Origin of the sequence: Knoellia sinensis KCTC 19936 (assembly GCF_000768705.1) — a bacterium.
Taxonomy (GTDB): Bacteria; Actinomycetota; Actinomycetes; order Actinomycetales; family Dermatophilaceae; genus Knoellia; species Knoellia sinensis.
On the sequence record NZ_AVPJ01000005.1, the window covers coordinates 23,427 to 45,318 of the forward strand.

At 68.9% G+C, this 21,892-nt stretch carries 21 protein-coding genes and 1 tRNA gene; 20 read left to right on the forward strand and 2 right to left on the reverse strand.

All coding sequences use genetic code 11. From position 1 onward, the window contains the following. The first annotated feature begins 40 nt into the window (after positions 1–40). From N802_RS08110 to N802_RS08140, 7 genes are all read left to right on the forward strand, one after another. Complete coding sequence (locus N802_RS08110) at positions 41–1,072, forward strand: EamA family transporter (protein ID WP_052109695.1); 1,032 nt, start codon at positions 41–43, stop codon at positions 1,070–1,072. A 291-nt stretch (positions 1,073–1,363) separates the two neighbouring features. Next, positions 1,364–2,053 (forward strand): 50S ribosomal protein L25/general stress protein Ctc, encoded by a 690-nt coding sequence (locus N802_RS08115; RefSeq protein ID WP_035914598.1) that lies wholly within the window; start codon positions 1,364–1,366, stop codon positions 2,051–2,053. A 193-nt stretch (positions 2,054–2,246) separates the two neighbouring features. Continuing rightward, positions 2,247–2,852 carry an aminoacyl-tRNA hydrolase gene (gene pth / locus N802_RS08120; RefSeq protein WP_035914600.1) on the forward strand — a complete coding sequence of 202 codons (606 nt, stop codon included), beginning with the start codon at positions 2,247–2,249 and terminating at the stop codon, positions 2,850–2,852. A gap of 64 nt (positions 2,853–2,916) precedes the next feature. Then, positions 2,917–6,558 carry a transcription-repair coupling factor gene (gene mfd / locus N802_RS08125; protein ID WP_035914603.1) on the forward strand — a complete coding sequence of 1,214 codons (3,642 nt, stop codon included), beginning with the start codon at positions 2,917–2,919 and terminating at the stop codon, positions 6,556–6,558. Further along, entirely contained in the window at positions 6,555–7,100 is a 546-nt protein-coding gene (locus N802_RS08130; protein ID WP_035914606.1) for a hypothetical protein, read from the forward strand. The genes mfd and N802_RS08130 overlap by 4 nt, the downstream gene beginning before the upstream one ends. A 4-nt stretch (positions 7,101–7,104) precedes the next feature. Then, positions 7,105–7,860 (forward strand): MazG nucleotide pyrophosphohydrolase domain-containing protein, encoded by a 756-nt coding sequence (locus tag N802_RS08135; protein WP_035914609.1) that lies wholly within the window; start codon positions 7,105–7,107, stop codon positions 7,858–7,860. 50 nt (positions 7,861–7,910) lie between these two features. Next, positions 7,911–8,402, forward strand: a complete 492-nt coding sequence (locus N802_RS08140) for a hypothetical protein (RefSeq protein ID WP_035914610.1) — start codon at positions 7,911–7,913, stop codon at positions 8,400–8,402. Between the two features lie 39 nt (positions 8,403–8,441). Here N802_RS08140 and N802_RS08145 read toward each other — a convergent pair whose 3' ends face one another. Next, positions 8,442–11,690: a WD40 repeat domain-containing protein gene (locus N802_RS08145; RefSeq protein WP_342666752.1), complete on the reverse strand. Its 3,249-nt coding sequence runs from the start codon at positions 11,688–11,690 to the stop codon at positions 8,442–8,444. Between N802_RS08145 and N802_RS08150 the strand changes: the two genes are divergently transcribed. The 9 genes from N802_RS08150 to N802_RS08190 all read left to right on the forward strand — a co-directional run bounded on the left by N802_RS08150 (position 11,602) and on the right by N802_RS08190 (position 18,302). Next, a complete protein-coding gene (locus tag N802_RS08150) occupies positions 11,602–11,985 on the forward strand; it encodes a hypothetical protein (RefSeq protein WP_156971329.1) in 384 nt (127 codons plus the stop codon). The genes N802_RS08145 and N802_RS08150 overlap by 89 nt on opposite strands. Positions 11,986–12,027: 42 nt before the next feature. Continuing rightward, on the forward strand, positions 12,028–12,330 hold the full coding sequence (locus N802_RS08155) for a hypothetical protein (protein ID WP_035914615.1): 303 nt from the start codon (positions 12,028–12,030) through the stop codon (positions 12,328–12,330). Between the two features lie 108 nt (positions 12,331–12,438). Beyond that, positions 12,439–13,605 carry a PfkB family carbohydrate kinase gene (locus N802_RS08160; RefSeq protein WP_035914617.1) on the forward strand — a complete coding sequence of 389 codons (1,167 nt, stop codon included), beginning with the start codon at positions 12,439–12,441 and terminating at the stop codon, positions 13,603–13,605. Next, entirely contained in the window at positions 13,602–14,546 is a 945-nt protein-coding gene (locus N802_RS08165; protein ID WP_035914618.1) for a pseudouridine-5'-phosphate glycosidase, read from the forward strand. Before N802_RS08160 ends, N802_RS08165 begins: the two co-directional genes overlap by 4 nt. A gap of 79 nt (positions 14,547–14,625) precedes the next feature. Next, on the forward strand, positions 14,626–14,826 hold the full coding sequence (locus tag N802_RS08170) for a hypothetical protein (RefSeq protein ID WP_035914619.1): 201 nt from the start codon (positions 14,626–14,628) through the stop codon (positions 14,824–14,826). Positions 14,827–14,940: 114 nt separating this feature from the next. Next, positions 14,941–16,236 (forward strand): phosphopyruvate hydratase, encoded by a 1,296-nt coding sequence (eno, locus tag N802_RS08175; RefSeq protein WP_035914621.1) that lies wholly within the window; start codon positions 14,941–14,943, stop codon positions 16,234–16,236. Between the two features lie 10 nt (positions 16,237–16,246). Then, positions 16,247–16,798: an FtsB family cell division protein gene (locus N802_RS19390; RefSeq protein WP_052109632.1), complete on the forward strand. Its 552-nt coding sequence runs from the start codon at positions 16,247–16,249 to the stop codon at positions 16,796–16,798. Beyond that, positions 16,795–17,340 (forward strand): DUF501 domain-containing protein, encoded by a 546-nt coding sequence (locus N802_RS08185; RefSeq protein WP_035914622.1) that lies wholly within the window; start codon positions 16,795–16,797, stop codon positions 17,338–17,340. Before N802_RS19390 ends, N802_RS08185 begins: the two co-directional genes overlap by 4 nt. After that, positions 17,337–18,302 carry a Ppx/GppA phosphatase family protein gene (locus N802_RS08190; RefSeq protein ID WP_035914624.1) on the forward strand — a complete coding sequence of 322 codons (966 nt, stop codon included), beginning with the start codon at positions 17,337–17,339 and terminating at the stop codon, positions 18,300–18,302. The genes N802_RS08185 and N802_RS08190 overlap by 4 nt, the downstream gene beginning before the upstream one ends. A 3-nt stretch (positions 18,303–18,305) precedes the next feature. Here the strand turns inward: N802_RS08190 and N802_RS08195 are convergent, their stop codons facing one another. After that, positions 18,306–19,025: a TetR/AcrR family transcriptional regulator gene (locus N802_RS08195; RefSeq protein ID WP_052109634.1), complete on the reverse strand. Its 720-nt coding sequence runs from the start codon at positions 19,023–19,025 to the stop codon at positions 18,306–18,308. Positions 19,026–19,225: 200 nt separating this feature from the next. Here N802_RS08195 and N802_RS08200 point away from each other — a divergent pair, with 200 nt between their 5' ends. The 4 genes from N802_RS08200 to N802_RS08215 all read left to right on the forward strand — a co-directional run bounded on the left by N802_RS08200 (position 19,226) and on the right by N802_RS08215 (position 21,870). Further along, a complete protein-coding gene (locus tag N802_RS08200) occupies positions 19,226–19,558 on the forward strand; it encodes a PadR family transcriptional regulator (RefSeq protein ID WP_035915034.1) in 333 nt (110 codons plus the stop codon). Then, positions 19,555–20,649, forward strand: a complete 1,095-nt coding sequence (locus N802_RS08205) for an HAAS signaling domain-containing protein (RefSeq protein WP_035914627.1) — start codon at positions 19,555–19,557, stop codon at positions 20,647–20,649. Before N802_RS08200 ends, N802_RS08205 begins: the two co-directional genes overlap by 4 nt. 85 nt (positions 20,650–20,734) lie before the next feature. Further along, positions 20,735–20,809: transfer RNA gene (locus N802_RS08210), tRNA-Leu, on the forward strand. Positions 20,810–21,015: 206 nt separating this feature from the next. Beyond that, complete coding sequence (locus N802_RS08215) at positions 21,016–21,870, forward strand: Bax inhibitor-1/YccA family protein (RefSeq protein ID WP_035914629.1); 855 nt, start codon at positions 21,016–21,018, stop codon at positions 21,868–21,870. The last annotated feature ends 22 nt before the right edge of the window (positions 21,871–21,892 follow it).

The window sequence follows — 21,892 nt, forward strand, 5'->3', positions numbered from 1 at the left end:
AGGACCAACACTACATTTTACTACTGACGAGGTGAGCATCATGAACGCTGGAATCCAGACCCGATCCGCGCGTGCCATGGCGGTTGGCCTTGCCTTCGTCGTCCTCTCCTCCGCAGCGTTCGGTTCGTCGGGTGCGTTCGCCAAGTCCCTGCTCAACGCCGGCTGGACGCCCGGGGGCGTCGTGACCTGGCGTGTCGCGCTGGCTGCCGTGGTCCTTGTCCCGGTGGCGGTCTGGGCTCTGGGCGGCCGTTGGTTCCTGCTGCGGCGCAACGCTGGTCAGGTGCTGGCCTTCGGTGCCGTCGCCGTGGCGGGCTGTCAGTTCGCCTACTTCAACGCGGTCGAGACCCTGTCCGTGGCCGTGGCCCTGCTCCTCGAATACCTCGGGATCGTCTTCGTCGTGGGCTGGATGTGGGCACGCCACGGCCGACGCCCCTCGCGGTTGACCCTGCTCGGGGTTGGCCTCTCGATCGCTGGACTCGTCCTCGTCCTCGACGTCTTCTCCGGAGTGCAGGTCTCGTGGACCGGTGTCGTGTGGGGTCTCCTCGCCGCCGTGGGTCTCGCGACGTACTACGTCACGTCGGGACATGAGCACGAGGAGTCGCTGCCGCCGCTCGCTCTGGCCGGCTTCGGGCTGGGCGTTGGTGCGGTCCTCCTCGTCGTGGCCAGCGCGACGGGCCTCATCGACTACGGCACGGCGCGCGACAGCGTCCAGATCGCTGGCGCCACTGTCTCCTGGTGGGTGCCGGTCGCCGAACTCGCCGTGGTGGCGGCCGCCTTCGCCTATGGCATCGGCGTCATCGGCACGCGGCTCGTCGGCGCCACCGTCGCGAGCTTCGTGGGCCTGTCCGAGGTGCTGTTCGCCGTCCTCATCGCCTGGATGCTGCTGGGTGAGCTGCCCGGTTGGATCCAGGTCGTCGGCGGCGTGTTCATCCTCGGCGGAGTGGTCGCCGTCCGCCTCGGGGAGAAGCCCGAGGGTGAGGACCTCGACGTCGAGCCTGTCCCTGCGTCCGCAGATGCGGCTGCCCTGACGGCCACAGTCGCGGACGCAACGCCAGAGGTGCCGGTCGCCTGAGGCGAGGGGGCCGCGGGAGGTGGGCGGACGGCATACGTCGATTTCCCTGCTCACGGCCCGTCGCCTAGACTCGTGGGGTTGCCTCGGCGAGGGACGCAGTACCGGCCAGTGATGTTCGGGCCATGCGCGTCCGTGATCGACGCGGTGGTCATCGAAAGTTCGGCTTGTCAGCCCATGGCTTTCCGTGGACCCGCGCCTGTCCGTGCCGCGTCCCGCGTCGAGGCCACCGCAGACGTCGAGTCCCCACCGGCGTCGTCTCTGACCGATTCGCCCTCTTCCCAGGAGTCTCCCGTGACCAACGACACCTTCAAGCTGCAGGCCGAGGCCCGCACCAAGTTCGGCAAGGGCGCTGCCCGCCAGATCCGCCGCGACCACAAGATCCCCGCGGTCATGTACGGCCACGGCGCCGAGCCCGTGCACATCACCCTTCCGGGCCACGACGCCATGATGGCGCTCAAGCACGCCAACGCGCTCCTCACGATCGTCCTCGACGGTGACGAGCAGCTTGCTCTCGCCAAGGACGTCCAGCGCGACCCGATCAAGCCGGTCATCGAGCACGTCGACCTCGTCATCGTCCGCAAGGGCGAGAAGGTCACCGTCGACGTCTCCGTGCACGTCGAGGGCGAGGCTGCCCCCGAGACCGTCGTCAGCCTGGACCACTCGAGCGTCCAGGTCGAGGCCGAGGCCACCAACATCCCCGAGTCGATCACCGTCTCCGTCGAGGGCCTCGAGGCCGGCACGCAGATCCTCGCCGGCGCGCTCGAGCTGCCCGAGGGTTCCACGCTGGTCACCGACCCCGAGGCGCTCGTCGTCAACGTCACCCAGCAGATCTCGCAGGAGGCGCTGGACGCCGAGCTCGCCGAGGCCGAGGCCGAGGCTGGCGTCGAGCACGAGGAGCCGGAGGCCGCCGAGGGCGAGGCCGCCGAGGCTGCCGAGGGCGAGGCTGCAGAGGGCGACGCGGAGAAGTCCGAGGACGCCTGAGCCACCGCGCTCCACAGAGCGACTGCGCTCGACTGATCCACCGGCAGGCCCGGTCCGTCACCACGACGGACCGGGCCTGCCGTTCGTGTACCGAACTCACCCAATTGGACGGTTGGGAACACGAGGGACCGTCGCCAGCCGTCCACTTGGGTGAGTTCTGTATGCGCTGGGGCGGACGGCATACTTGGTCGTTGTGAGTGAGACGTGGGTGGTCATCGGACTGGGGAACCCAGGGCCGACGTATGCCGGCAACCGGCACAACGTCGGAGCGATGGTCGTCGACGAGTTGGCTTCCCGGACGAAGAGCGCGCTGCGCGCGCACAAGGCGCGGGCGTCGGCGGCCCAGGTCCGCATCGGCATGGGCCCCGGGGGAGTGCCAGGCCCGAGCGCCGTCATCGCGATTCCGCACAGCTACATGAACGAGTCGGGTGGGCCAGTCAAGGCGCTCATGGGCTTCTTCTCGGTGACCCCCGACCGGCTCGTCGTCATCCACGACGAGCTCGACATCCCCGCGGGCGACGTCCGGCTCAAGCTCGGAGGCGGCGAAGGCGGCCACAACGGCCTGCGGTCGATCTCGAAGTCGCTCGGGACACGCGACTATCTCCGGGTGCGGGTCGGTATCGGGCGGCCTCCGGGCCGTCAGGACGCGGCCGACTACGTCCTCAAGGACTTCTCGCCGACCGAGCGCAAGGAACTGCCCTTCCTCCTCGACGACGCCGCCGACGCTGTCGAGATGCTCGTGACCCAAGGGCTGCTCGACACGCAGCAGCGCTTCCACGCACCCGCAGCCGGGCGCTGACCGTCGGAGCCGTGAACTTCCGGCGGGAAAGTCGGGGTGCGGGAGAGCACTAGGCTGGGGAGCGATGTCCACGCTGCAACCCGTCGTCGACCATTTCGGCGCCGCACCCCAGATCCACACCTTCCTCGACACCGCCACCGCCCGTGGCACGGCGCTGCTCGACGTCTCCGTGAGCGCCGGCGCACGCCCGGCACTCATCGCCTCGGCCGTCGCGCGAATGCGCGCCAGCGACCCGGCGCGGTTGCCGCTGCTGGTCGTCACGGCGACGAGCCGTGAGGCGGAGGACCTCACCGCCGCACTGGGCTGCGTCCTGGACCCCGACGTCGTCGCCGACTTCCCCTCGTGGGAGACGCTCCCGCACGAGCGCCTGAGTCCGCGCTCCGACACGGTGGGACGCCGCCTCGCGGTCCTGCGGCGCCTCGCGCACCCCACGACGGTCGCCGATGACGACGCCGCCCATGGCCCGCTCTCCGTCGTCGTCGCCCCGGTGCGCGCCGTCCTCCAGCCGATTGCTCGGGGCCTGGGCGATCTCGTCCCCGTGGCACTCCGTGCCGGCGAGGAGCACGACCTCGACTCCGTCGTGGAGGGGCTCGCAGCGGCTGCCTACACCCGCACCGACCTCGTCGAGCGACGCGGCGAATTCGCGGTCAGGGGAGGCATCCTCGACGTCTTCCCGCCGACGGAGGAGCACCCGCTTCGCGTCGAGTTCTGGGGCGACACCGTCGAGGAGATCCGCTGGTTCAAGGTCGCCGACCAGCGCTCGCTCGAGGTTGCGTCGCACGGACTCTGGGCGCCACCGTGCCGCGAGGTGCTCCTCACGGACGCCGTGCGTGATCGTGCAGCCTCGCTCGCCGACCAGCTCCCGGGAGCGGCGGATCTCCTCCACAAGCTCGCCGCGGGTATCGCCGTCGAGGGCATGGAGTCCTTGGCACCCGCCCTCGTCGACGGCATGGAGTCCGTGCTCGACAGCTTCCCGACCGGGTCACCCGTCGTCGTCTGCGACCCGGAGCGGGTCCGCACCCGCGCCCACGACCTCGTGGCCACGAGCCAGGAGTTCCTCGAGGCCGGGTGGGCCAATGCCGCGGCCGGCAACTCCGTCCCCATCGACCTCGAGCGCATCCTCGGCCAGGCGTCGTTCTGGTCGGTCGCGGACCTGCGCGACCACGCCCGCGAGGCCGAGCACCCGTGGTGGGACCTCACGCCCTTCGCGCTCGACACCGAGACCGCGGACACGACCGACGGAGAGGTCGTCGAGACCGGCACCGAGGACGCGAACGCCTATCGCGGTGACATCGAGGCGGCCGCTGCCGACCTGCGTACGTGGACCGACGCCGGCTGGCGCGTCCTCGTCGCCACCGACGGACAGGGCTCGGCCAAGCGCATCGTCGAGGTCCTGGGGGAGGCCGAGGTCCCGGCCCGACTCGACGCGTCGCTCGAGGCCTTCGACCCCGGCCTCGTGCACGTGACGACCGCCCAGCTGGGTCGAGGGTTCCTCCACCCGGCGAGCAAGCTCGCCGTCCTCACCGAGATGGACCTCACCGGCACTCCGTCCACCGGTCCGTCGACCAAGGACATGCGGCGTATGCCGTCCCGTCGCCGCAACCAGGTCGACCCCCTTCAGCTGAAGCCGGGTGACTTCGTCGTCCACGAGCAGCACGGTGTCGGCAAGTTCGTCGAGATGATGCAGCGCACGGTCCAGGGTGCGACGCGTGAATACCTCGTGCTCGAGTACGCCGCCAGCAAGCGGGGGCAACCGGGCGACCGCCTCTTCGTCCCCACCGACCAGCTCGACCAGGTGACGCGCTACGTCGGTGGTGAGCAGCCGACGCTCAACCGGATGGGTGGCTCGGACTGGAAGCAGACCAAGTCCAAGGCCCGCCGCTACGTCAAGCAGATCGCGGCCGAGCTCATCCAGCTCTACTCGGCGCGCATGGCGACCAAGGGGCACGCCTTCTCCCGGGACACCCCGTGGCAGCGCGAGCTCGAGGATGCCTTCGCCTACATCGAGACGCCCGACCAGCTGAGCTCGATCGACGAGGTCAAGGCCGACATGGAGCGTGAGGTCCCCATGGACCGGCTGCTCGCCGGCGACGTCGGCTACGGCAAGACCGAGATCGCGGTGCGTGCCGCGTTCAAGGCCATCCAGGACGGCAAGCAGGTCGCCGTCCTCGTGCCGACGACGCTGCTCGTGCAGCAGCACCTCCAGACCTTCACGGAGCGCTACGCCCCCTACCCCGTGACGGTCAAGGCGCTGAGCCGCTTCCAGAGCAAGAAGGAGTCCGAGGCCGTCATCGAGGGCCTGTCCGACGGCTCCGTCGACCTCGTCATCGGCACCCACCGCCTCCTCTCCGACTCGATCAGGTTCAAGGACCTCGGCCTCGTCGTCGTCGACGAGGAGCAGCGCTTCGGCGTCGAGCACAAGGAGCAGCTCAAGTCGCTCCGCACGGCGGTGGACGTTCTTGCGATGTCCGCGACCCCGATCCCGCGCACACTCGAAATGGCTGTGACCGGCATACGTGAAATGTCCACTCTCGCAACGCCTCCGGAAGAGCGACACCCCGTCCTCACCTACGTCGGTGCCTACGAGGAGAAGCAGATCACCGCTGCCATCCGCCGCGAGCTGCTGCGCGAAGGCCAGGTCTTCTACATCCACAACAAGGTGTCGACGATCGAGAAGGCTGCGGCCCGGATCCGTGAGCTCGTGCCCGAGGCCCGGGTCGCCACAGCCCACGGCAAGATGGGCGAGCACAAGCTCGAGCAGGTCGTCGTCGACTTCTGGGAGAAGCGCTTCGACGTCCTCGTCTGCACGACGATCGTCGAGACCGGCCTCGACATCTCCAACGCCAACACCCTCATCGTCGAGCGCGCCGACCGCCTGGGCCTGAGCCAGCTGCACCAGTTGCGTGGTCGCGTCGGGCGCGGCCGAGAGCGGGCCTACTCCTACTTCCTCTATCCGCCCGAGGCGCCGCTCACCGAGACCGCCCACGACCGGCTCCAGACGATCGCGAGCCACACCGACCTCGGCGCCGGCATGCAGGTGGCCATGAAGGACCTCGAGATCCGCGGCGCCGGAAACCTCCTCGGCGGCGAGCAGTCCGGCCACATCGCCGGCGTTGGCTTCGACCTCTACATCCGACTCGTCGGCGAAGCCGTCGCGACTTTCCGCGGTGACGTCGACGAGGAGATCGCTGAGATCAAGATCGAGCTGCCCGTGGACGCGCACCTCCCGCACGACTACGTGCCGGGGGAGCGGCTCCGACTCGAGGCCTACAAGAAGCTCGCCACCGTCACCGACGAGGCGGCGCTTGCCGAGATCGAGGCCGAGCTCATCGACCGCTACGGCAAACCGCCGGAGGCAGTCGGCAACCTCATCGAGGTGGCGCGACTGCGCACGGTCGCTCGGGCGGCCGGCATACGTGACATCTCGGTGCAGGGCAACGCGATCCGCTTCGGACCGATCGAGCTGCGCGAGAGTCAGGAACTGCGCCTCAAGCGCCTCTATCCCGGCTCGATCGTCAAGGAGGCGCTCGGCACGATCCTTGTCCCGAAGCCGATGACCGCCCGCGTCGGAGGCAAGCCGCTGCGCAACCGGGAAGTTCTCGAGTGGGCGGGTGCTGTCATCCGGTCGGTCGTCATGGACAATGTCGGGGAAGCAGCGAAGGTGGCCACGTCCGGAACCGCGACTCACAGCCGAGCCACCCGATGACGAAGGGACACCTTGTGAAGGCCGTCAAGGCTCGCACCACTGCCATCGCCCTCGCGGGCGTCCTCGCCCTGTCGGCCTGTTCAGGCACGACGTCTGCCCAGACTGCTGCCGTGGTCGAGGGGCGGGTCATCACCGAGCAGCAGGTGTCCGAAGCCACCGACCAGCTCAACAAGGCCCTGAAGCCGGACCCGGCCCTCACTCCCGCGCGGACCCTCAACTACCTCATCCTCGCCCCCTATGCGATCGATGCCGCCGCCAGTGCGGGTCAGCCCGTGAGCGAGTCCGCGGCGCGCGCGACTCCGGCGTTCCAGGCACTGGGGGAGGCGCCGGCCGCATCGACGATCGAGGTGTTCCGCGCTGACGCGAGCCTGCAGCAGCTCGACGAGGCCAGCGGCCAGTCGCTCACGAAGCAGATCGCCGGGCTCGACGTGACGGTCAACCCGCGCTACGGACGCTTTGACACGCGCGAGCTCGGGCTTGTCCAGGACCAGCCCAACTGGCTCATTCCCACCGCCCCCGCAGCCGACGCGCCGGCACAGTGACGTCGTGGGGCGCCTGAGCCTCCTCGTCACCAGCCCGCGCGTCTCGCCGGGGCTGCTGTCCCGCAGTGCCTGGTATGCCGTGGAGTCGGCTTCCGTGCGTTTCTGCCGGGATGCGTCCGAGCCGGTTGTCGACGCCGTGGTGGAGTCGGGGTTGAGCGTCGAGGCGGTGGGACCCGAGGTGTCTGCGCCTGAGTTGGCCCGCCTGTTGGTGGGACGGGCCGCCGAGGGTGACGTGGTGTGGCTCGGGTCCTCTGACGCGGACCCCGGGCTGACGGACGCCATCGCGTCGGAGGTGTCCCGTCTCGAGGTGCCCCCGGAGGTCGAGGTCGTCGTGGGCTCGTGGGACGTGCCCGGGTCGCGGCTCCTCGACGCGGTGGCCGTCATGGACCGGCTGCGCTCACCGGGCGGCTGCCCGTGGGATGCGAAGCAGACGCACGAGTCGCTGGCGAAGTACCTCACCGAGGAGGCCGGCGAGGCCGTCGAGGCCATTGCGTCGGGGGACCGGCAGCACCTGGCCGAGGAACTCGGGGACGTGCTCTTGCAGGTGCTCTTCCATGCGCGCGTGGGTGAGGACGCAGAGTCGCCCGAGGACGCGTTCGACATCGACGACGTGGCGGGACTCTTGGTCGAGAAGCTCGTGCGGCGTCACCCGCATGTCTTCGCTGATGGGGACGCGTCGACCCCCGAAGAGGTCGAGACGGAGTGGGCGCGCATCAAGGCCGAGGAGAAAGCGGCCAAGGCCGCGAATCGGTCGCATTGAGGCGTGGCGGCGTGTCATCCTGAGCCGCCGTTCGACCCGAGGAGCCTTCCGTGTCGCAGTTCCACCCACCCCACCAGGGGTCGCCCTACACGCCGCCCGCCCAGGGTGGGCCTCCGGCGTATGCCGGCCACCCGGCATACGTCGGATATCCGGTTCCCCAGCCGCAGTCGAGCGGGCTCAACCCGTGGGTGGCGGGTCTGCTCGGTGCGCTTGCCGGGGCCATGCTCACGTTCATTGGGATGACTTTGCTGCCCATCCTGTTCTTCGGGTTGCTCATGGGCGGGCCGATGGGTGATGAGGGTTTCATGGGCCCGCCGGCCAGCCGCGTCGACGTGGCACCGGACGGGTCGGTCAGCGGGTTGGCGCTGGCTGAGGCCCTGGAGGAGGGCTACTACGAGGACGTCACCTGCCCGAACACCCCCAAGGTCGGAACCGACGTCACGACGATTTGCGACGCCAACGACGGGTTCGCGAACATGCGGGTCGTCGTGGTGTTCCGCGGCACGGATGGCCGCTTCGGCGCGGCCGACCTGTTCGAGTAGGCGCTGGGAGCATGGCGGGGTGGACGGGTATACCGAACGTCAGGTTCCGCAGACCGACGTGAACGGTCGGTTCGGGAGATAGGTGCGCCACTCCTCTTGGGTGAGGTCGCGGCCGGCGAGGCGGCAGGCGGCGGCGCGCCACGTTGTCGGGTCGAGGTTCCAGGTCAACACCGACCCGGAATCGGCGGCGACAACAAGGCTCCTCTTGTCCTTCGTGAATGCCGGATCGCCGGTGGAATCCATCGGCATGGACGCCAGAAGGGCGCCGGTTCGGCCGTCCCACACGTGGGCGTGCCCGTCGTCCCCGACACTCGTAAACAGTGAGCCGTCGTCGGTGAACGCACCTTGCCAGCCGACCATCCGCGCCTGTGCCGGATTGGGGCGCGAGATCCATGTCATCGACTCCAGGTTGAGAAGCCCGGTTCCCGCTTCCAGTGCGTCGACAAAGAGGCGGGTGCCGTCCGGCGAGGGGAAGACGTCCTTGAACTCGGCGCCGAGGTCGGGATACTCGCGCACCGCACCGGCGACCGTGTCGACGATCCGGTCGCTGGTGAAGACCGAGTGCCCGTTGGCGTTCGGCATGAAACCGCCGAGGGTGCGGGGCTCTCCGCCCTCGGGTTCGTACACCTGGATGGGTTCACGAAGTGGTTTCAGGGTCCGCGCGTCGAGGACGTGGAGGCGCCCCGTGGTGGTGCCGATCAAGAGGCGCTTTCCGTCGTCGGTGAACCATCCGAAGGCAGCCCCTTCGATGCCTCCGCCCAGAGGGTGCCGGGCCAGTTCCTTGCCCGTGGCGGCATCCCAGATCCGAACGGTCGGATCACCTGACGTGACGTTGAGGATCGATCCGTCCGGGTGCCACGTGAGGTCGACCATGTTGCGTTGTTCCATGTCGATCTTGACCTCTTCGGACATGCTGCCCGCGGACATGTCGCGCACCCGGAAGGTCGGCCCGATGCTGGCGTAGCCCACCTTGGTGAGGTCGCGGGTCCACCGCACGACGGGCTGACCCAGTCCAGGGTCGAAACCCGTGCGATCGGTGAGGAAGCGTCGCTGCCCCGTGAGGTCCCAGGCCTGGAGGAGCCCCCTGTTTGCCGTGTAGACCGTGTTGCCGTCAGGGCTGAAGCGTGGGTGCTCAGAGAAGCTGTCCTGGACGAGAAGTTCCGTGGGTTCGGGGCCACTGACATCCCACACGATGAGCCGATCGCCACTGGCGGCCAGCCGCGTGCTGTCCGGCGAGAAGCCCACGCCGCTCGCCCAGCCCAGCCCCGGGAGGTAGGCCTTCGGCGTGAGTGACGCTGCATCGAGGACGACCACCTCGTCTCCGGCAGTCAGCGCGAGCATCGTGCCGTCCGGGCTGGCGGCCATGGAGTCACCCAGTTCGCGGACCGCGAGATCGTCAGTCGTAATCGTTCGGCGCACTGATCCTGACGGGAGGTCGGTGACCTGGAGCCGGTCGCCACCCTTGGTGTAGAGCAAGCGGCCATCCAGGCTGACGATCGGGCTCCCCGGATTTTCGAGCGTCAGGGTCGCCACCGGACGGGTGGGTGACCTCAGATCCCACACCAGAGTCCGCTCGGCTTCCTCGCCTTGGGCGTAGGGGCGCAGGGTGGTGGAGAGCCAACGACCGTTCGGGCTGAAGTGCAGCTCCTGGAAGGTGTGGAAACCCTCGGGGGTGCCCCCGAGCTGCGTGGGTGACCGGGTGCCGTCCGCGTTGAGGAGGACGATGGCGGGGAGCATGCCGTCCCGCACCAGGGTCAGCTCACCGACTGCGGCAAAGCGCGTTCCATCAGGACTCGCGACGAGGCCGATTGCCCGGGTTCCCTCCTCGGGCTGGGTTGCGGGTTCGAGGCTCCCGCCCTCGAGGAAGCGAACATCCTGGCCGCTGGTGTTCGTGGCGACCAGACCAGTCCTGGGATTGACGGCCAGGCCGAAGGTGATCCCCGGGGCACGAGAACTCGCCAAAAGCGAAGGAGCGCGTCCCAGCGTGTCCAGCAGGTAGTTGCGGGTCTCCACCGAATCGTCCAACGTGACACCGGCAGCCGCCAGGAGCAGCGAACGGTCGTGGTCCTCGGTCCGCATGGCCTCCGCGCCGAGCCGCCGGGCGTCAGCCGTCCGGGCCTGAGCCGCCGCGGCCGCCGCCTCGGTGTCGGCGCGATCGGCGGAGGTCTTGGCAAGCGTGCCGAGGATGACCGCTACGGCGAGCAGCCCCGCCGTGGCCGCCAGACCGAGGCGCAGGCGCTGGTTGAGGCGGCGTTCGCGGCGGACCTGCTCCTCGGTTGCCTTCTCCTCGCGGTCGGCAAGACCTGCTGACGCCTCGAGGAAGCCCTGTTCCTCAACGGTCAGCGTCGGGTTGGCCCGTGCTCGCCATTCCCTGGCGCGTGCCTCACGTACACCTCGATAGAGCTCGCTGTCGGGGCGTCCGAGCTCGTCCCAACTTGTCGCCGCGACGGAGAGGTGGCGCATGGTCCGGAGGCCCTCGATGTCCTCGTCCAGCCATGACCGCAGTCGGGGCCATGCCAATGCCAACGACTCGTGCGCGATCTCGACTGTGTCACCGTCGCTCGCGAGGAGCCGAGCAGCCACGAGTTGCTCCACGAGTTCGGCGTGCGTCTGGTCGCCCGTCACAACTCGTCGAGGGACACGAGTCCGGACCGGGTCGCCGCCCTCGTCCGGGGACACCAAGCGAAGCATCAACTCACGGACGATGGTCTGGCGGTCGGGGGTGAGCTTCCGGAAGAGCCCTTCGGCAGTCTGCGAGACGGCGGCACGCACCCCGCCAGTCGCCGCATATCCCTGAACCGTGAGGGTCGCCCCTTCACGGTGACGCCACGTCTGGCGCAGCACGTGCGACAGGAGCGGGAGGGCCGCGGGCTCGCCGGCCACCTCTCGCACGAGGAGGTCGACCAGTCCGGGCTCGAGCCGCAATCCGGCCTGGGCCGCCGGTCCCTCGATGGCGTGGCGAAGTTCCAGCTCGGTCATCGGGCCGAGCAGGTAGAGACCGCTCTCGACGACACGAGCGAACTCAGGGTGAGTCGACAACTCGCCCAGCCGGTCGGCGCGCATCGAGATCACGAGCAGCTTCTTGTTCCTGCCACCGAACTCCACGAGGCGATCGAAGAACTCCGCTCGTGCGGATGAGTCGGGGTCCAGCGCAAGGACCTCCTCGCACTGGTCCACGACAAGGACGTCGAGGCGTGGCATGCGAATCGCGTCGAGCGCATCGACCGGGTTCGTGCCCGGCGTGATGACGCCCACTCGTCGGCCGTCGCGTTCGAGTGCCGCCCCCACGCCGGCTCGGGCCAAGGATGACTTCCCGGACGCGCCGGCCGGTGCCCGCCCCGACCCGGGAGAACCGTTGCACAACGGCACCGGTCAGACCCGACCGGACGGCTCCATCCTGCAGAACAACCCGCCCGATTCCGGATCGTCGATCACGGACAGTGGCCCTGCCACGGTCACGATCGACGACAACGCCGTCGAGTACCTCCAGCTCGGCGCGGGCGTCCTCGCCGGTGTCGCGCTGGCAGGCGCCGGTGTGGCCATGGTCTCGCGCCACCACCACCGCGCCGCACACCCTGCCTGAAGGTCACACCCCCAACCCAACCGGTCAAGAAAGGACCAGGTCATGTCACACACGACCAGCATTCGCCGAGCAGCCGCCACCTGTGGCGCTGCCGGAATCATCGCCCTCACGATGGCCGCACCGGCCAGCGCCCGCCCCGACCCGGGCACCGGAGAAAAGCCGCGGTGCACCACCTCCTGCTACGAGGGTGGCACCGCTCCCACGGGACCCATCGGCCCCAACACCGTCGAGGGCGGCGTCGAATTCCTCCAGCTCGGCGCTGGAGTTCTCGCCGGGATCGCCGTGGTCGGGGCAGGGGCCGTCCTGGTCTCCCGCCGCCACCACCACGCAGCGCACCCCGCATGAGGAGTGGCTGCACGGCGCCCAGCGCACATCGTGGGGTCTGGTCCGTGAGGACCAGACCCCACTTTCCTGCGCTTGCTTAGAAATACAAGTTATGCTTGAATAGTCAATGTGAAGCTGACGCCCCAGGAACAGACGATCCTCGGCCTGCTGCGCTCGGACCCCTTGCTCGACACCGCCGGCCTCGCCGAGCGACTGGGCACGACCAAGGCCTCGGTGTCCGTCGCCCTCTCCAATCTCACGCGCAAGGGCGCGATCCTCGGCCGCGGCTACCTCGTCCGCCCCGAGTCCGCAGTCGTCGTCGTGGGTGGCGCTGTCATGGACATCAAGGCCCGCAGCGCCTCTGCCCTCGCGACAGCGACGAGCAATCCCGGCCACGTCACGACCAACGCCGGCGGAGTCGGCCGCAACATCGCGGAGAACCTCGCCCGCCTCGGGACGCCCACCCACCTCGTCGCGGCACTGGGTGCTGACGCGTTCGGCGAAGACCTGCTCGAGCACACGCGGGCAGCGGGAGTGCACCTCGACCACGTCGTCGTCGGGACCCGGCCCACCGGCACCTACCTCGCGGTGCTCGACCACGAGGGCGACCTCAACGTCGCCGTCTCCGACATGACGGCCACCGACGCACTCACGGTCGCAGATCTCGAGAAGGTCCGCTCGCTCGTCCAGCACAGCGCCCTGCTCGTGGTCGACGGCAACGTCCCGGTGGAGGTCACCGCATGGCTCCTGGAGACTGCGCGCTCCAGCGGAGTCCAGGTCGTCCTCGAGCCGGTGTCGGTCGTCAAGGCCGCCCGGATGGGTGCCGTGCTGTCGCCCGATCGCCCGGTCCTCGCGATGACTCCCAACATCGACGAGCTCGCAGCCCTCGTCGGGCGAGACGTGCCGAACAACGTCACCGAGATCAGCCGAGCGGCTGCCGAACTGCACGACCGTGGGGTCGAGCACGTCTGGGTGAGGCGTGGAGCCCGAGGCAGCCTCCTCAGCTCCCGCGCAACAGACACCACAGCCGCGACCGACCCCGCCGCAACGGAGCTGGCCACGCCCACTGTCACGACGAACGACCTCATTGCCACCGATGTCGTCGACGTCACCGGAGCCGGTGACTCGATGACCGCAGGGTTCGTCCACGCCTGGCTGCGCGACCCCGATGCGGTGGGTGCTGCGGCATACGGGCAGGCCACGGCCGCCCTCACGACCGAGTCGGCGCACACCGTCCGACCAGACCTCACCGACGCGCTCGTCACCGAGCGCCTGACCCACCAAGGAAAGAAATGACCCACCACACGAAGACCCCGCATCCCGCCCTCGCCCTCGCCCCCGAGGTCGCCGAAGCCCTCGCCGCCGGCCGCCCCGTCGTGGCGCTGGAGTCGACGATCATCAGCCACGGCATGCCCTACCCGCGCAACGTCGAGATGGCCCGCGAGGTCGAGCAGATCGTGCGTGACGGTGGCGCCACCCCCGCGACCATCGCGATCCTCGACGGGGTCGCGCGGATCGGCCTCTCGGCCGACGAGCTTGAACTTCTCGCCACCCACGAGGACGTCGCCAAGGTGAGCATCCGGGACCTCCCCCACGTCATGGCGACCAAGCGCCACGGCGCGACCACCGTCGCGAGCACCATGCGCCTCGCGGCGCTCGCGGGCATCAAGGTCTTCGTCACCGGCGGGCTCGGTGGCGTCCACCGCGGTGCCGAGGACTCCATGGACATCTCGGCCGACCTCACTGAGCTGAGTCAGACCGACGTTGCGGTCGTCTCGGCCGGGGTGAAGTCGATCCTCGACATCGGTCGCACCCTCGAGGTCCTCGAGACGCTCGGCGTGCCGGTCGTGACCTACGGCTCCGACGAGTACCCCTCCTTCTACTCGCGCGAGTCCGGCTTCACCTCCCCGATGCGCAGCGACAAGGTCGAGGAGCTCGCCGACATGATGCGGATCAAGTGGGACCTCGGACTTGCTGGTGGCATCTCGGTCACCAACCCCGTCCCGGAAGAGGACGAGATGACCCCCATCGAGATCTCGGCCCTCATCGACCACGCCGTCGCTGAGGCTGAGCAGCAGGGCATCGTCGGCAAGGACATCACGCCCTTCCTCCTCGGCCGCATCGTTGAACTGTCCGACGGCAAGAGCCTCGAGACCAACATCGCCCTGGTCCGCAGCAACGCCCGCCTCGGCGCGGCCCTCGCCAAGGCCTACGCGGCAGTCGCGCCGACGAACTGAGGCGAGCACCCGGCATACGTCCGCTTGTGTGCAGTTGGACGCGCGCTCTATCCCGCACCTGACAGGACATAGTGGCGTCATGCGGATGAAGGATGCTCTCACCGTGGCTCGGGTGCTGGGTCGCGAACTCCGGGACGCCGCCCCCGACGAGGTCGCGGGGATCGAGGCAAGCATCGGCGCGATCCGAGGCCACATGCAGCACGTTCACTCCGTGGACTTCGACCCGGACGCCTACGACGCTGCCGTGGCTCAGGGCCGAGCCGGGAAGCTTGGCTGGTGACCGCGAACACAGCCCGTATGCCGTGATGCGGGTCGGTCGGACGGGTCACCTTCCGCATTGGCTAGGCTCGCAGGCGACACCTTCCCTGCCCCCAGACCCACCCAGGAGCACCCAGTGGCCAGCATCGACGCCGTCGGCGCGCGCGAGATCCTCGACTCGCGAGGCAACCCCACCGTCGAGGTCGAGGTCGCCCTCGATGACGGCACCATCGCCCGCGCGGCCGTCCCCAGCGGCGCCTCGACCGGAGCGTTCGAGGCTGCGGAGCGTCGTGACGGCGACAAGAACCGCTACCTCGGCAAGGGTGTCGAGAAGGCTGTCGACGCCGTCATCGACGAGCTCGGCCCCAAGCTCCTCGGGTTCGAGGCCCACGACCAGCGCCTCATCGACTCCGAGATGCTCGCCATCGACGGCACCAAGAACAAGGAGAAGGTCGGCGCCAACGCCATCCTCGGCGTGAGCCTCGCCGTGGCCCGGGCTGCAGCCGAGTCGGCGGGCCTGCCGCTCTTCCGCTACGTCGGTGGTCCCAACGCCCGCGTCCTCCCCGTGCCGATGATGAACATCCTCAACGGTGGGTCGCACGCCGACTCCAACGTCGACATCCAAGAGTTCATGATCGCGCCGATCGGCGCCGAGACCTTCCGTGAGGCGCTGCGCTGGGGCACTGAGGTCTACCACGCGCTCAAGGCTGTCCTCAAGGAGAAGGGCCTCTCGACCGGTCTGGGTGACGAGGGTGGCTTCGCCCCCAACCTGGACAGCAACCGCGCCGCGCTCGACCTCATCCTCGAGGCCATCGACAAGGCGGGCTACACCCCGGGCGAGCAGATTGCACTGGCCCTGGACGTCGCGGCCAGCGAGTTCTTCGAGGACGGTTCCTACGCGTTCGAGGGTGGCAAGAAGTCGGCTGCCGAGATGGTCGACTACTACGCCGAGCTCGTCGACGCCTACCCCCTCGTGTCCATCGAGGACCCGCTCAACGAGGACGACTGGGACGGCTGGAAGGCCATGACCGAGCGTCTGGGCGACAAGGTCCAGCTCGTCGGCGACGACCTCTTCGTCACCAACCCCGAGCGCCTCGCCCGCGGTATCGAGACCGCCACGGCCAACTCGATGCTCGTCAAGGTCAACCAGATCGGCTCGCTCACCGAGACCCTCGACGCGGTCGAAATGGCTCAGCGCGCCGGCTTCCGCTGCATGATGAGCCACCGCTCCGGCGAGACCGAGGACACGACGATCGCCGACCTCGCTGTCGCCACGAACTGCGGCCAGATCAAGACCGGCGCCCCGGCCCGGTCCGAGCGTGTCGCGAAATACAACCAGCTCCTCCGCATCGAGGAGGAGCTCGACGACGCCGCCGAGTACGCCGGTGCCGGCGCGTTCCCGCGCTTCTCCGGCGCCAAGGCCAAGGGCTGAGGCACGGCTGATGGCTCGCGGGAGCGGTCGCGGACCCGGATCGTCGTCACGGCGTCCGGGATCCTCGCGACCCTCCACGCGGGCCCGTGCGGGCCGTCAGCCCGCACTCGGCAAGGCGGCGGCGCAGGCCGCCGAGGCCGCGGCCTCGACCTGGCGTGGTCGGTTGGATGCGGTCACGGCCAACCGGCAGAACGTCCGTCGGGTCACTCTCGGTGTGCTGCTGCTCTTCCTCGTCGTCCTCGTCGGGCCGACCCTCAAGGCCTACTTGCAGCAGCGATCCGACATCAGCGCGCTGCGCGACAAGGTGGCTCAGCAGCGCGTGACCGTTGATGAGCTCCAGGCGGAGCAGGCCCGCTGGGAGGACCCGGCCTACGTCGAGCAGCAGGCCCGCACGCAGCTCAAGTTCGTCAAGGTCGGCGAGAAGTCCTACACCGTCCTCGACCCGAAGCAGCGTGACACCAGCGGCTCCATCGCCCACCGGACCGACACCGTCGAGCCGTGGTACGACACCGTGTGGTCCTCGATGCAGGCGGCCGACGTGCCCGCCAACCACCGCCGATGAATGCCGCGCCCGAGAGTTCGGGGTCGACCGAGTCGGCGGCCGTGACTCAGGCTGACGTCGACGCCGTCGAGCGTCAGTTGGGCCGGGTTCCGCGCGGCGTGGTCGAGGTGTCGCACCGGTGCCCCTGCGGTGAGCCGGATGTCCTGCGAACGCTCCCGCGGCTCCCTGACGGGACGCCCTTCCCGACGTCGTTCTATGCCACCTGCCCGCGTCTCACCGGCGCCATCAGCACCCTCGAGTCGCAGGGCGTCATGCGCGACATGACCGAGCGCCTCGCCGAGGACGCCGAACTGGCCCAGCACTATGCCGCCGCCCATGACGACTACCTGGCCCGTCGTGGTGAGCTGGGGCAGGTCGACGAGATCGACGGCATCAGTGCCGGCGGGATGCCAGACCGCGTCAAGTGCCTCCACGTGCTCGTCGCCCACTCTCTCTCCGTCGGCCCGGGGGTCAACCCGCTCGGCGACGAGGCGCTGGAGATGCTGCCCGACTGGTGGGCCACGTCGCCGTGCTCAGAGCTCCCGGAGGACGGGGCGCAGTGACGCGGGTCGGCGCCGTCGACTGTGGCACCAACTCGATCCGCCTCCTCATCGCGGACGTCAAGGACACAGTCGCGTCGGGCCCTGTCTCTCTTGTGGACGTCGTCCGTCGCAGCGAGGTCGTGCGACTCGGCTACGGCGTGGACCGCACCGGGGTCATCGACCCCGTCGCCATGGAGCGCACCCTGCGACAAACACGGGAGTATGCCGTCCAGTGCCGTGAGCACTCCGTCGAACGTGTGCGTTTCGTCGCCACGTCCGCCTCGCGTGACGCCCGCAACGCCGCGGAGTTCGTTGCCGGTGTCGAGCAGGCCTTCGCAGCAACGGGATTCGACGTTTCGCCCGAGGTCGTGAATGGTGATGTCGAGGCCAATCTGTCGTTCAGCGGATCAACTGGAGACCTCATCGCCGCCGGCATTCCCGGACCCTTCCTCGTCATCGACCTCGGCGGTGGCTCGACCGAGTTCGTGCGCGGATCGACGTCCGTGGAGGCGGGGCTGTCGGTTGATGTCGGGAGCGTGCGCATCCATGAGCGGCACCTCACCGGTGACCCGCCCCACCACGAGCAGATCCAGGGCGCGCGCGGCGACATCGGTGCGGCCATCGACCGGGCTGCAGAGGTCGTCGACCTGTCCGGTGTCGCGACCGTCGTGGGTCTGGCCGGCAGCATCACCACGGTGACGGCCCACGCACTGGAGCTCACGGCATACGAACCGTCCCGGATCCATCTCGCACAGTTGAGCCCGCAAGCGCACCGCCTCGCCGCGCGAAAGCTGCTGCACCTGACCACGGCGGAGCGCGCGGCGCTCGGCTTCATGCACCCGGGTCGCGTCGACGTCATCGGAGCCGGCGCGCTCATCTGGCACGAGATCCTCGGTCGCGTCCTCGAGGCCTCACCAGAGGCTCAGGTCGTGACCTCGGAGCACGACATCCTCGACGGGATCGCGCTCAGTTGCGTCGCGTGAGACTCAGCTCGGCGCGTTGAGGTCGACGTCCGGCACGGACTCGGCCGTGTAGGACGCGAAGCCGTTCCACAGAACCGCCATGACGATCTCGGTCGCCATGTCGAGATCGATCTCGGGGTGCCGCAGGCGCCAGGCCGCGACGCGCTCGTTGGTCGCGATCATGATCTCGGCCATCGCCTCGCGGTAGGGCATCGGGTAGGCCGCGATCTGGGGGATGTCGCCGAAGCGTTCGGCGATGTCGCGGGCCTGGGCCTGACGGATGTTCTCGATGTCCTGACCGGCGACAACCGCGACTGCTGACTCCTGCATGTAGACCTTGAAGCTGCCGCGGCGCCGGTCGAAGAAGTCCATGAAGGAGCGCACGCCCGCCCGGAAGTAGTCCTCGACGGGGGAGCGCGGCGGGATGGCGTCGATGGCAGCCTTCGTCGACGAGAGAAGGTCCTCTCGAGCTCGGGCCACGACGGCGACGAGGAGCTTCTCCTTGGAGCCGAAGTGGTCGTAGATGACCGGCTTCGTGATGCCCGCCTCGGCTGCGACGAGCTCCATCGTCGTGTCCTGGTAGCCGTGGTCCGCGAACACGGCCTCGGCTACGTCGAGCAGCTGCCGCTCGCGCTCCTCGCGCTTCATCCGCGGCGCGCGGGGGGTCCCCTTGGCGGGTCCGCGCCGGCGTGGGGCGTTCGCGGGTGCGGCGTGGGTGGCTGCGGCGTCGTCCATCGCGGTCATGCTGAGAGTCGTCACTCCATTCGGGTGCGGTGTGGGACACATCAGACTACCGGCCGTAGCCGCACGTCACAGCACGGTTGGCCGCCCGGGGACAGCCGACACGCGGTGGTCCTGTTGATGGCGTAGTAATGCGGAATGCGTAGTAGTGTGCGGTCTGCGCCACCACGGAGGTGGCTGTCAAGAAGCTGGAGGTGCCTGGCGTGGACGCCACACAACTCGTCAAGGGAGTGCTCGACCTCGCGGTCCTCGCCGTGGTCGCCCGTGAGGACGGCTACGGCTACGACGTCGTGCGTCGGCTGCGCGCCGCCGGGCTCGAGGACGTGGGGGATGCGTCGGTCTACGGCACCCTGCGCCGCCTCTACAGCGCAGGCGCGCTGACGTCCTACGTCGTGCCGAGCGACGAGGGGCCGCACCGCAAGTACTACGGGATCAATGCGCAGGGCCGCGACGCCCTCGCCAGCCAGGGCAAGACGTGGGCCGCCTTCGCGCAGACGATGGCCGGCCTCCTCGACGAGGCAGGAGTGAAGGCATGAGCAGCGACACGATGTCGGTGGAAGTCCGTGACTATGTCGCCGGGGTGCGGGCTGCCCTGAGTGACCTGCCGGTCGAGGACGTCGAGGAGTTCACGACGGGGATGGAGGCCGACCTCGCGGAGCGGCTTGCCGAGCCGGGTGACGGCACCTTGCGTGACCGCTTGGGAGACCCGGAGGTGTATGCCGCAGAGTTGCGTTCCGCTGCAGGCCTCCCGCCGCGTGTGGCTGGGGTTGTCGGGAAGAAGCATGTGGGAGAACGAGTTTCGGACTGGTGGGCCGGAGTGAGCGGGAGCGTGCTAGACGCGCTGCCCTGGTTGCGTGACCTCCGCCCAGTGTGGTGGGCGGTGCGGGGGTTCTCGCTGGCGGCGCTGCCCGCGATGATGATCGGGGCGCCGATCACGTGGCTCGGATTGCTCGGTGCCGCGGTCTCGGTGGCCGCTGGGCTGCTCGCTCGGAACGGCAAGCTCACTGGCGAGTGGGTCGGACCGATCCGTGTCATCGGCAACGTGCTGGCGGTGCTCCTCCTGCCGTTCGCCTTCATCCTGTTCGTCGAACGAGGCTCGTACAGCGAGTCGGCCTACCCCGATTCGCAACCGGCGTTCGGACCGGGAATCTGGAACAACGGGGAGCCCGTCACCACCCTCTACGGCTATGACGAGACCGGGCGACGGATCGACACAGTCCGTCTGTACGACCAGCACGGCCGTGAGATCCGTGTCGACCCCTGGCACGTGCAGCAGTACCTGTCTCCGGAGGACCGCTCGTTGGCCTTCGACCCCCAGACCGGAGAGCCCCAACTCGACGACGCCGTCTTCCCGCTGCGATGGGGGTCGCACACGGGCTGGGAAGGGATTCCGTTGGAGCACGGCTGGGATCCGCCGGTGGCGATCACTCCGCTGCCCGGGCCGGTCCCGAGCGCCGAGGCCAGCCCGAGCCCGACCCCCACCGCTACTGCCACGGCGAGTCCGGCGCCTAGTGGCACGGCCGCACCCACGGCGAGCGCATCACCCTCTGGCGCCCCGGGTGCCACCCAGACGTCGCCCGGATCAGGGGCCGCGGCGACTCCCACCCCGACGGCAACGTCGAGGTGAAACCTTGCGTCCGCAATCTTGGTCGCAGGGGCGACCACGGTTGCGGACGCAGGCAGGTGGGCTGCGGACCGAATATGGTGAGTGCGCCCCCGTGGCCCAACTGGCAGAGGCAGGCGACTTAAAATCGCTCCCGGTGCGGGTTCGAGTCCCGTCGGGGGCACTCCACCCGTCGAGGTAGTACGAAACGCCGCACGCGCTCACCCGCCTGCGGCGTTTCGTGCTACCTCGACCGGGTGAGCGAAAGCGCCCGTGCGGGATCGTTGTCCACAGGTGATGGTGTCCCGGGAACACACGGGGGTCCAGACACGATTGAATAGGTGAACGACGTCGTGGATCGCCACGGCGCCAGACCAACGGAGGACAACGATGGCCAGCAACCCGGCCTTCAACCGAATGGAGCAGGACGCGCAGTCCGGCTACGCCGCCTTCCAGGAGCCCGGCCGCGGCGCCAACCCGGGCAACGTGTCGTACGCCCAGCAGGCTGGGGTCGACGCGTACTCGCAGCAGCAGCTCCAGGACATGTACAACCAGCCGTCCGCGGGTCCGGTCGACACCGGCCGCGTGACGATGGACGACGTCATCATGAAGACGATGGGCCTGTTCGCTCTGGTCCTCGGCTTCGGCGCCGTCGGCTGGGTCGTCTCGGCCGCCAACCCGCAGATCGGCTTCATGCTGTGGATGGGCGGCATGATCGCCACGCTCATCCTCGGTCTCGTCATCGCGTTCAAGAAGACCCTGAGCGTTCCGCTCATCGTCGGGTATGCCGTCGTCGAGGGCCTGTTCGTCGGTGCGGTGTCGCAGTTCTTCGAGCAGCAGTGGGACGGTGTGGTGCCGCTCGCTGCGATGGCCACGGCCGGAACCTTCATCGGCATGTTCCTCGCCTACAAGGTCGGCCTGATCAAGGTCACCGCGAAGTTCCGCCGCATCGTGACGATGATGATCTTCGGCTACGCGATCTTCGCGGTCATCAACTTCATCTTCGCGATGGTCACGAATACGCCATTCGGATTCGGTGGGACTGGCTGGCTCGGCATCGGCATCTCGCTGTTCGCCGTCGGCCTTGCGTCGGTCTCGCTGGCGCTCGACTTCGACATGATCGAGCGCGCCATCGCGACCGGCGCTCCCCAGAAGTACAGCTGGCTCCTCGCGCACGGCCTCATCGTCACGGTGGTCTGGCTCTACATCGAGTTCCTGCGCCTCTTCGCCCGCATGCGCGAGTGATCTGAACGACCTCGGAACCGAT

What these genes read in the sequence shown, in the direction of transcription:
- N802_RS08110 (WP_052109695.1), top strand. Translation starts at nt 41, where the DNA reads ATGAACGCTGGAATCCAGACCCGATCCGCGCGTGCCATGGCGGTTGGC.
- N802_RS08205 (WP_035914627.1), top strand. Translation starts at nt 19,555, where the DNA reads ATGAGCAGCGACACGATGTCGGTGGAAGTCCGTGACTATGTCGCCGGG.
- N802_RS08165 (WP_035914618.1), top strand. Translation starts at nt 13,602, where the DNA reads ATGACCCACCACACGAAGACCCCGCATCCCGCCCTCGCCCTCGCCCCC.
- N802_RS19390 (WP_052109632.1), top strand. Translation starts at nt 16,247, where the DNA reads ATGGCTCGCGGGAGCGGTCGCGGACCCGGATCGTCGTCACGGCGTCCG.
- N802_RS08195 (WP_052109634.1), bottom strand. Translation starts at nt 19,025, where the DNA reads ATGACCGCGATGGACGACGCCGCAGCCACCCACGCCGCACCCGCGAAC.
- N802_RS08185 (WP_035914622.1), top strand. Translation starts at nt 16,795, where the DNA reads ATGAATGCCGCGCCCGAGAGTTCGGGGTCGACCGAGTCGGCGGCCGTG.
- N802_RS08150 (WP_156971329.1), top strand. Translation starts at nt 11,602, where the DNA reads ATGCGAATCGCGTCGAGCGCATCGACCGGGTTCGTGCCCGGCGTGATG.
- mfd (WP_035914603.1), top strand. Translation starts at nt 2,917, where the DNA reads ATGTCCACGCTGCAACCCGTCGTCGACCATTTCGGCGCCGCACCCCAG.
- N802_RS08130 (WP_035914606.1), top strand. Translation starts at nt 6,555, where the DNA reads ATGACGAAGGGACACCTTGTGAAGGCCGTCAAGGCTCGCACCACTGCC.
- N802_RS08215 (WP_035914629.1), top strand. Translation starts at nt 21,016, where the DNA reads ATGGCCAGCAACCCGGCCTTCAACCGAATGGAGCAGGACGCGCAGTCC.
- N802_RS08155 (WP_035914615.1), top strand. Translation starts at nt 12,028, where the DNA reads ATGTCACACACGACCAGCATTCGCCGAGCAGCCGCCACCTGTGGCGCT.
- N802_RS08170 (WP_035914619.1), top strand. Translation starts at nt 14,626, where the DNA reads ATGCGGATGAAGGATGCTCTCACCGTGGCTCGGGTGCTGGGTCGCGAA.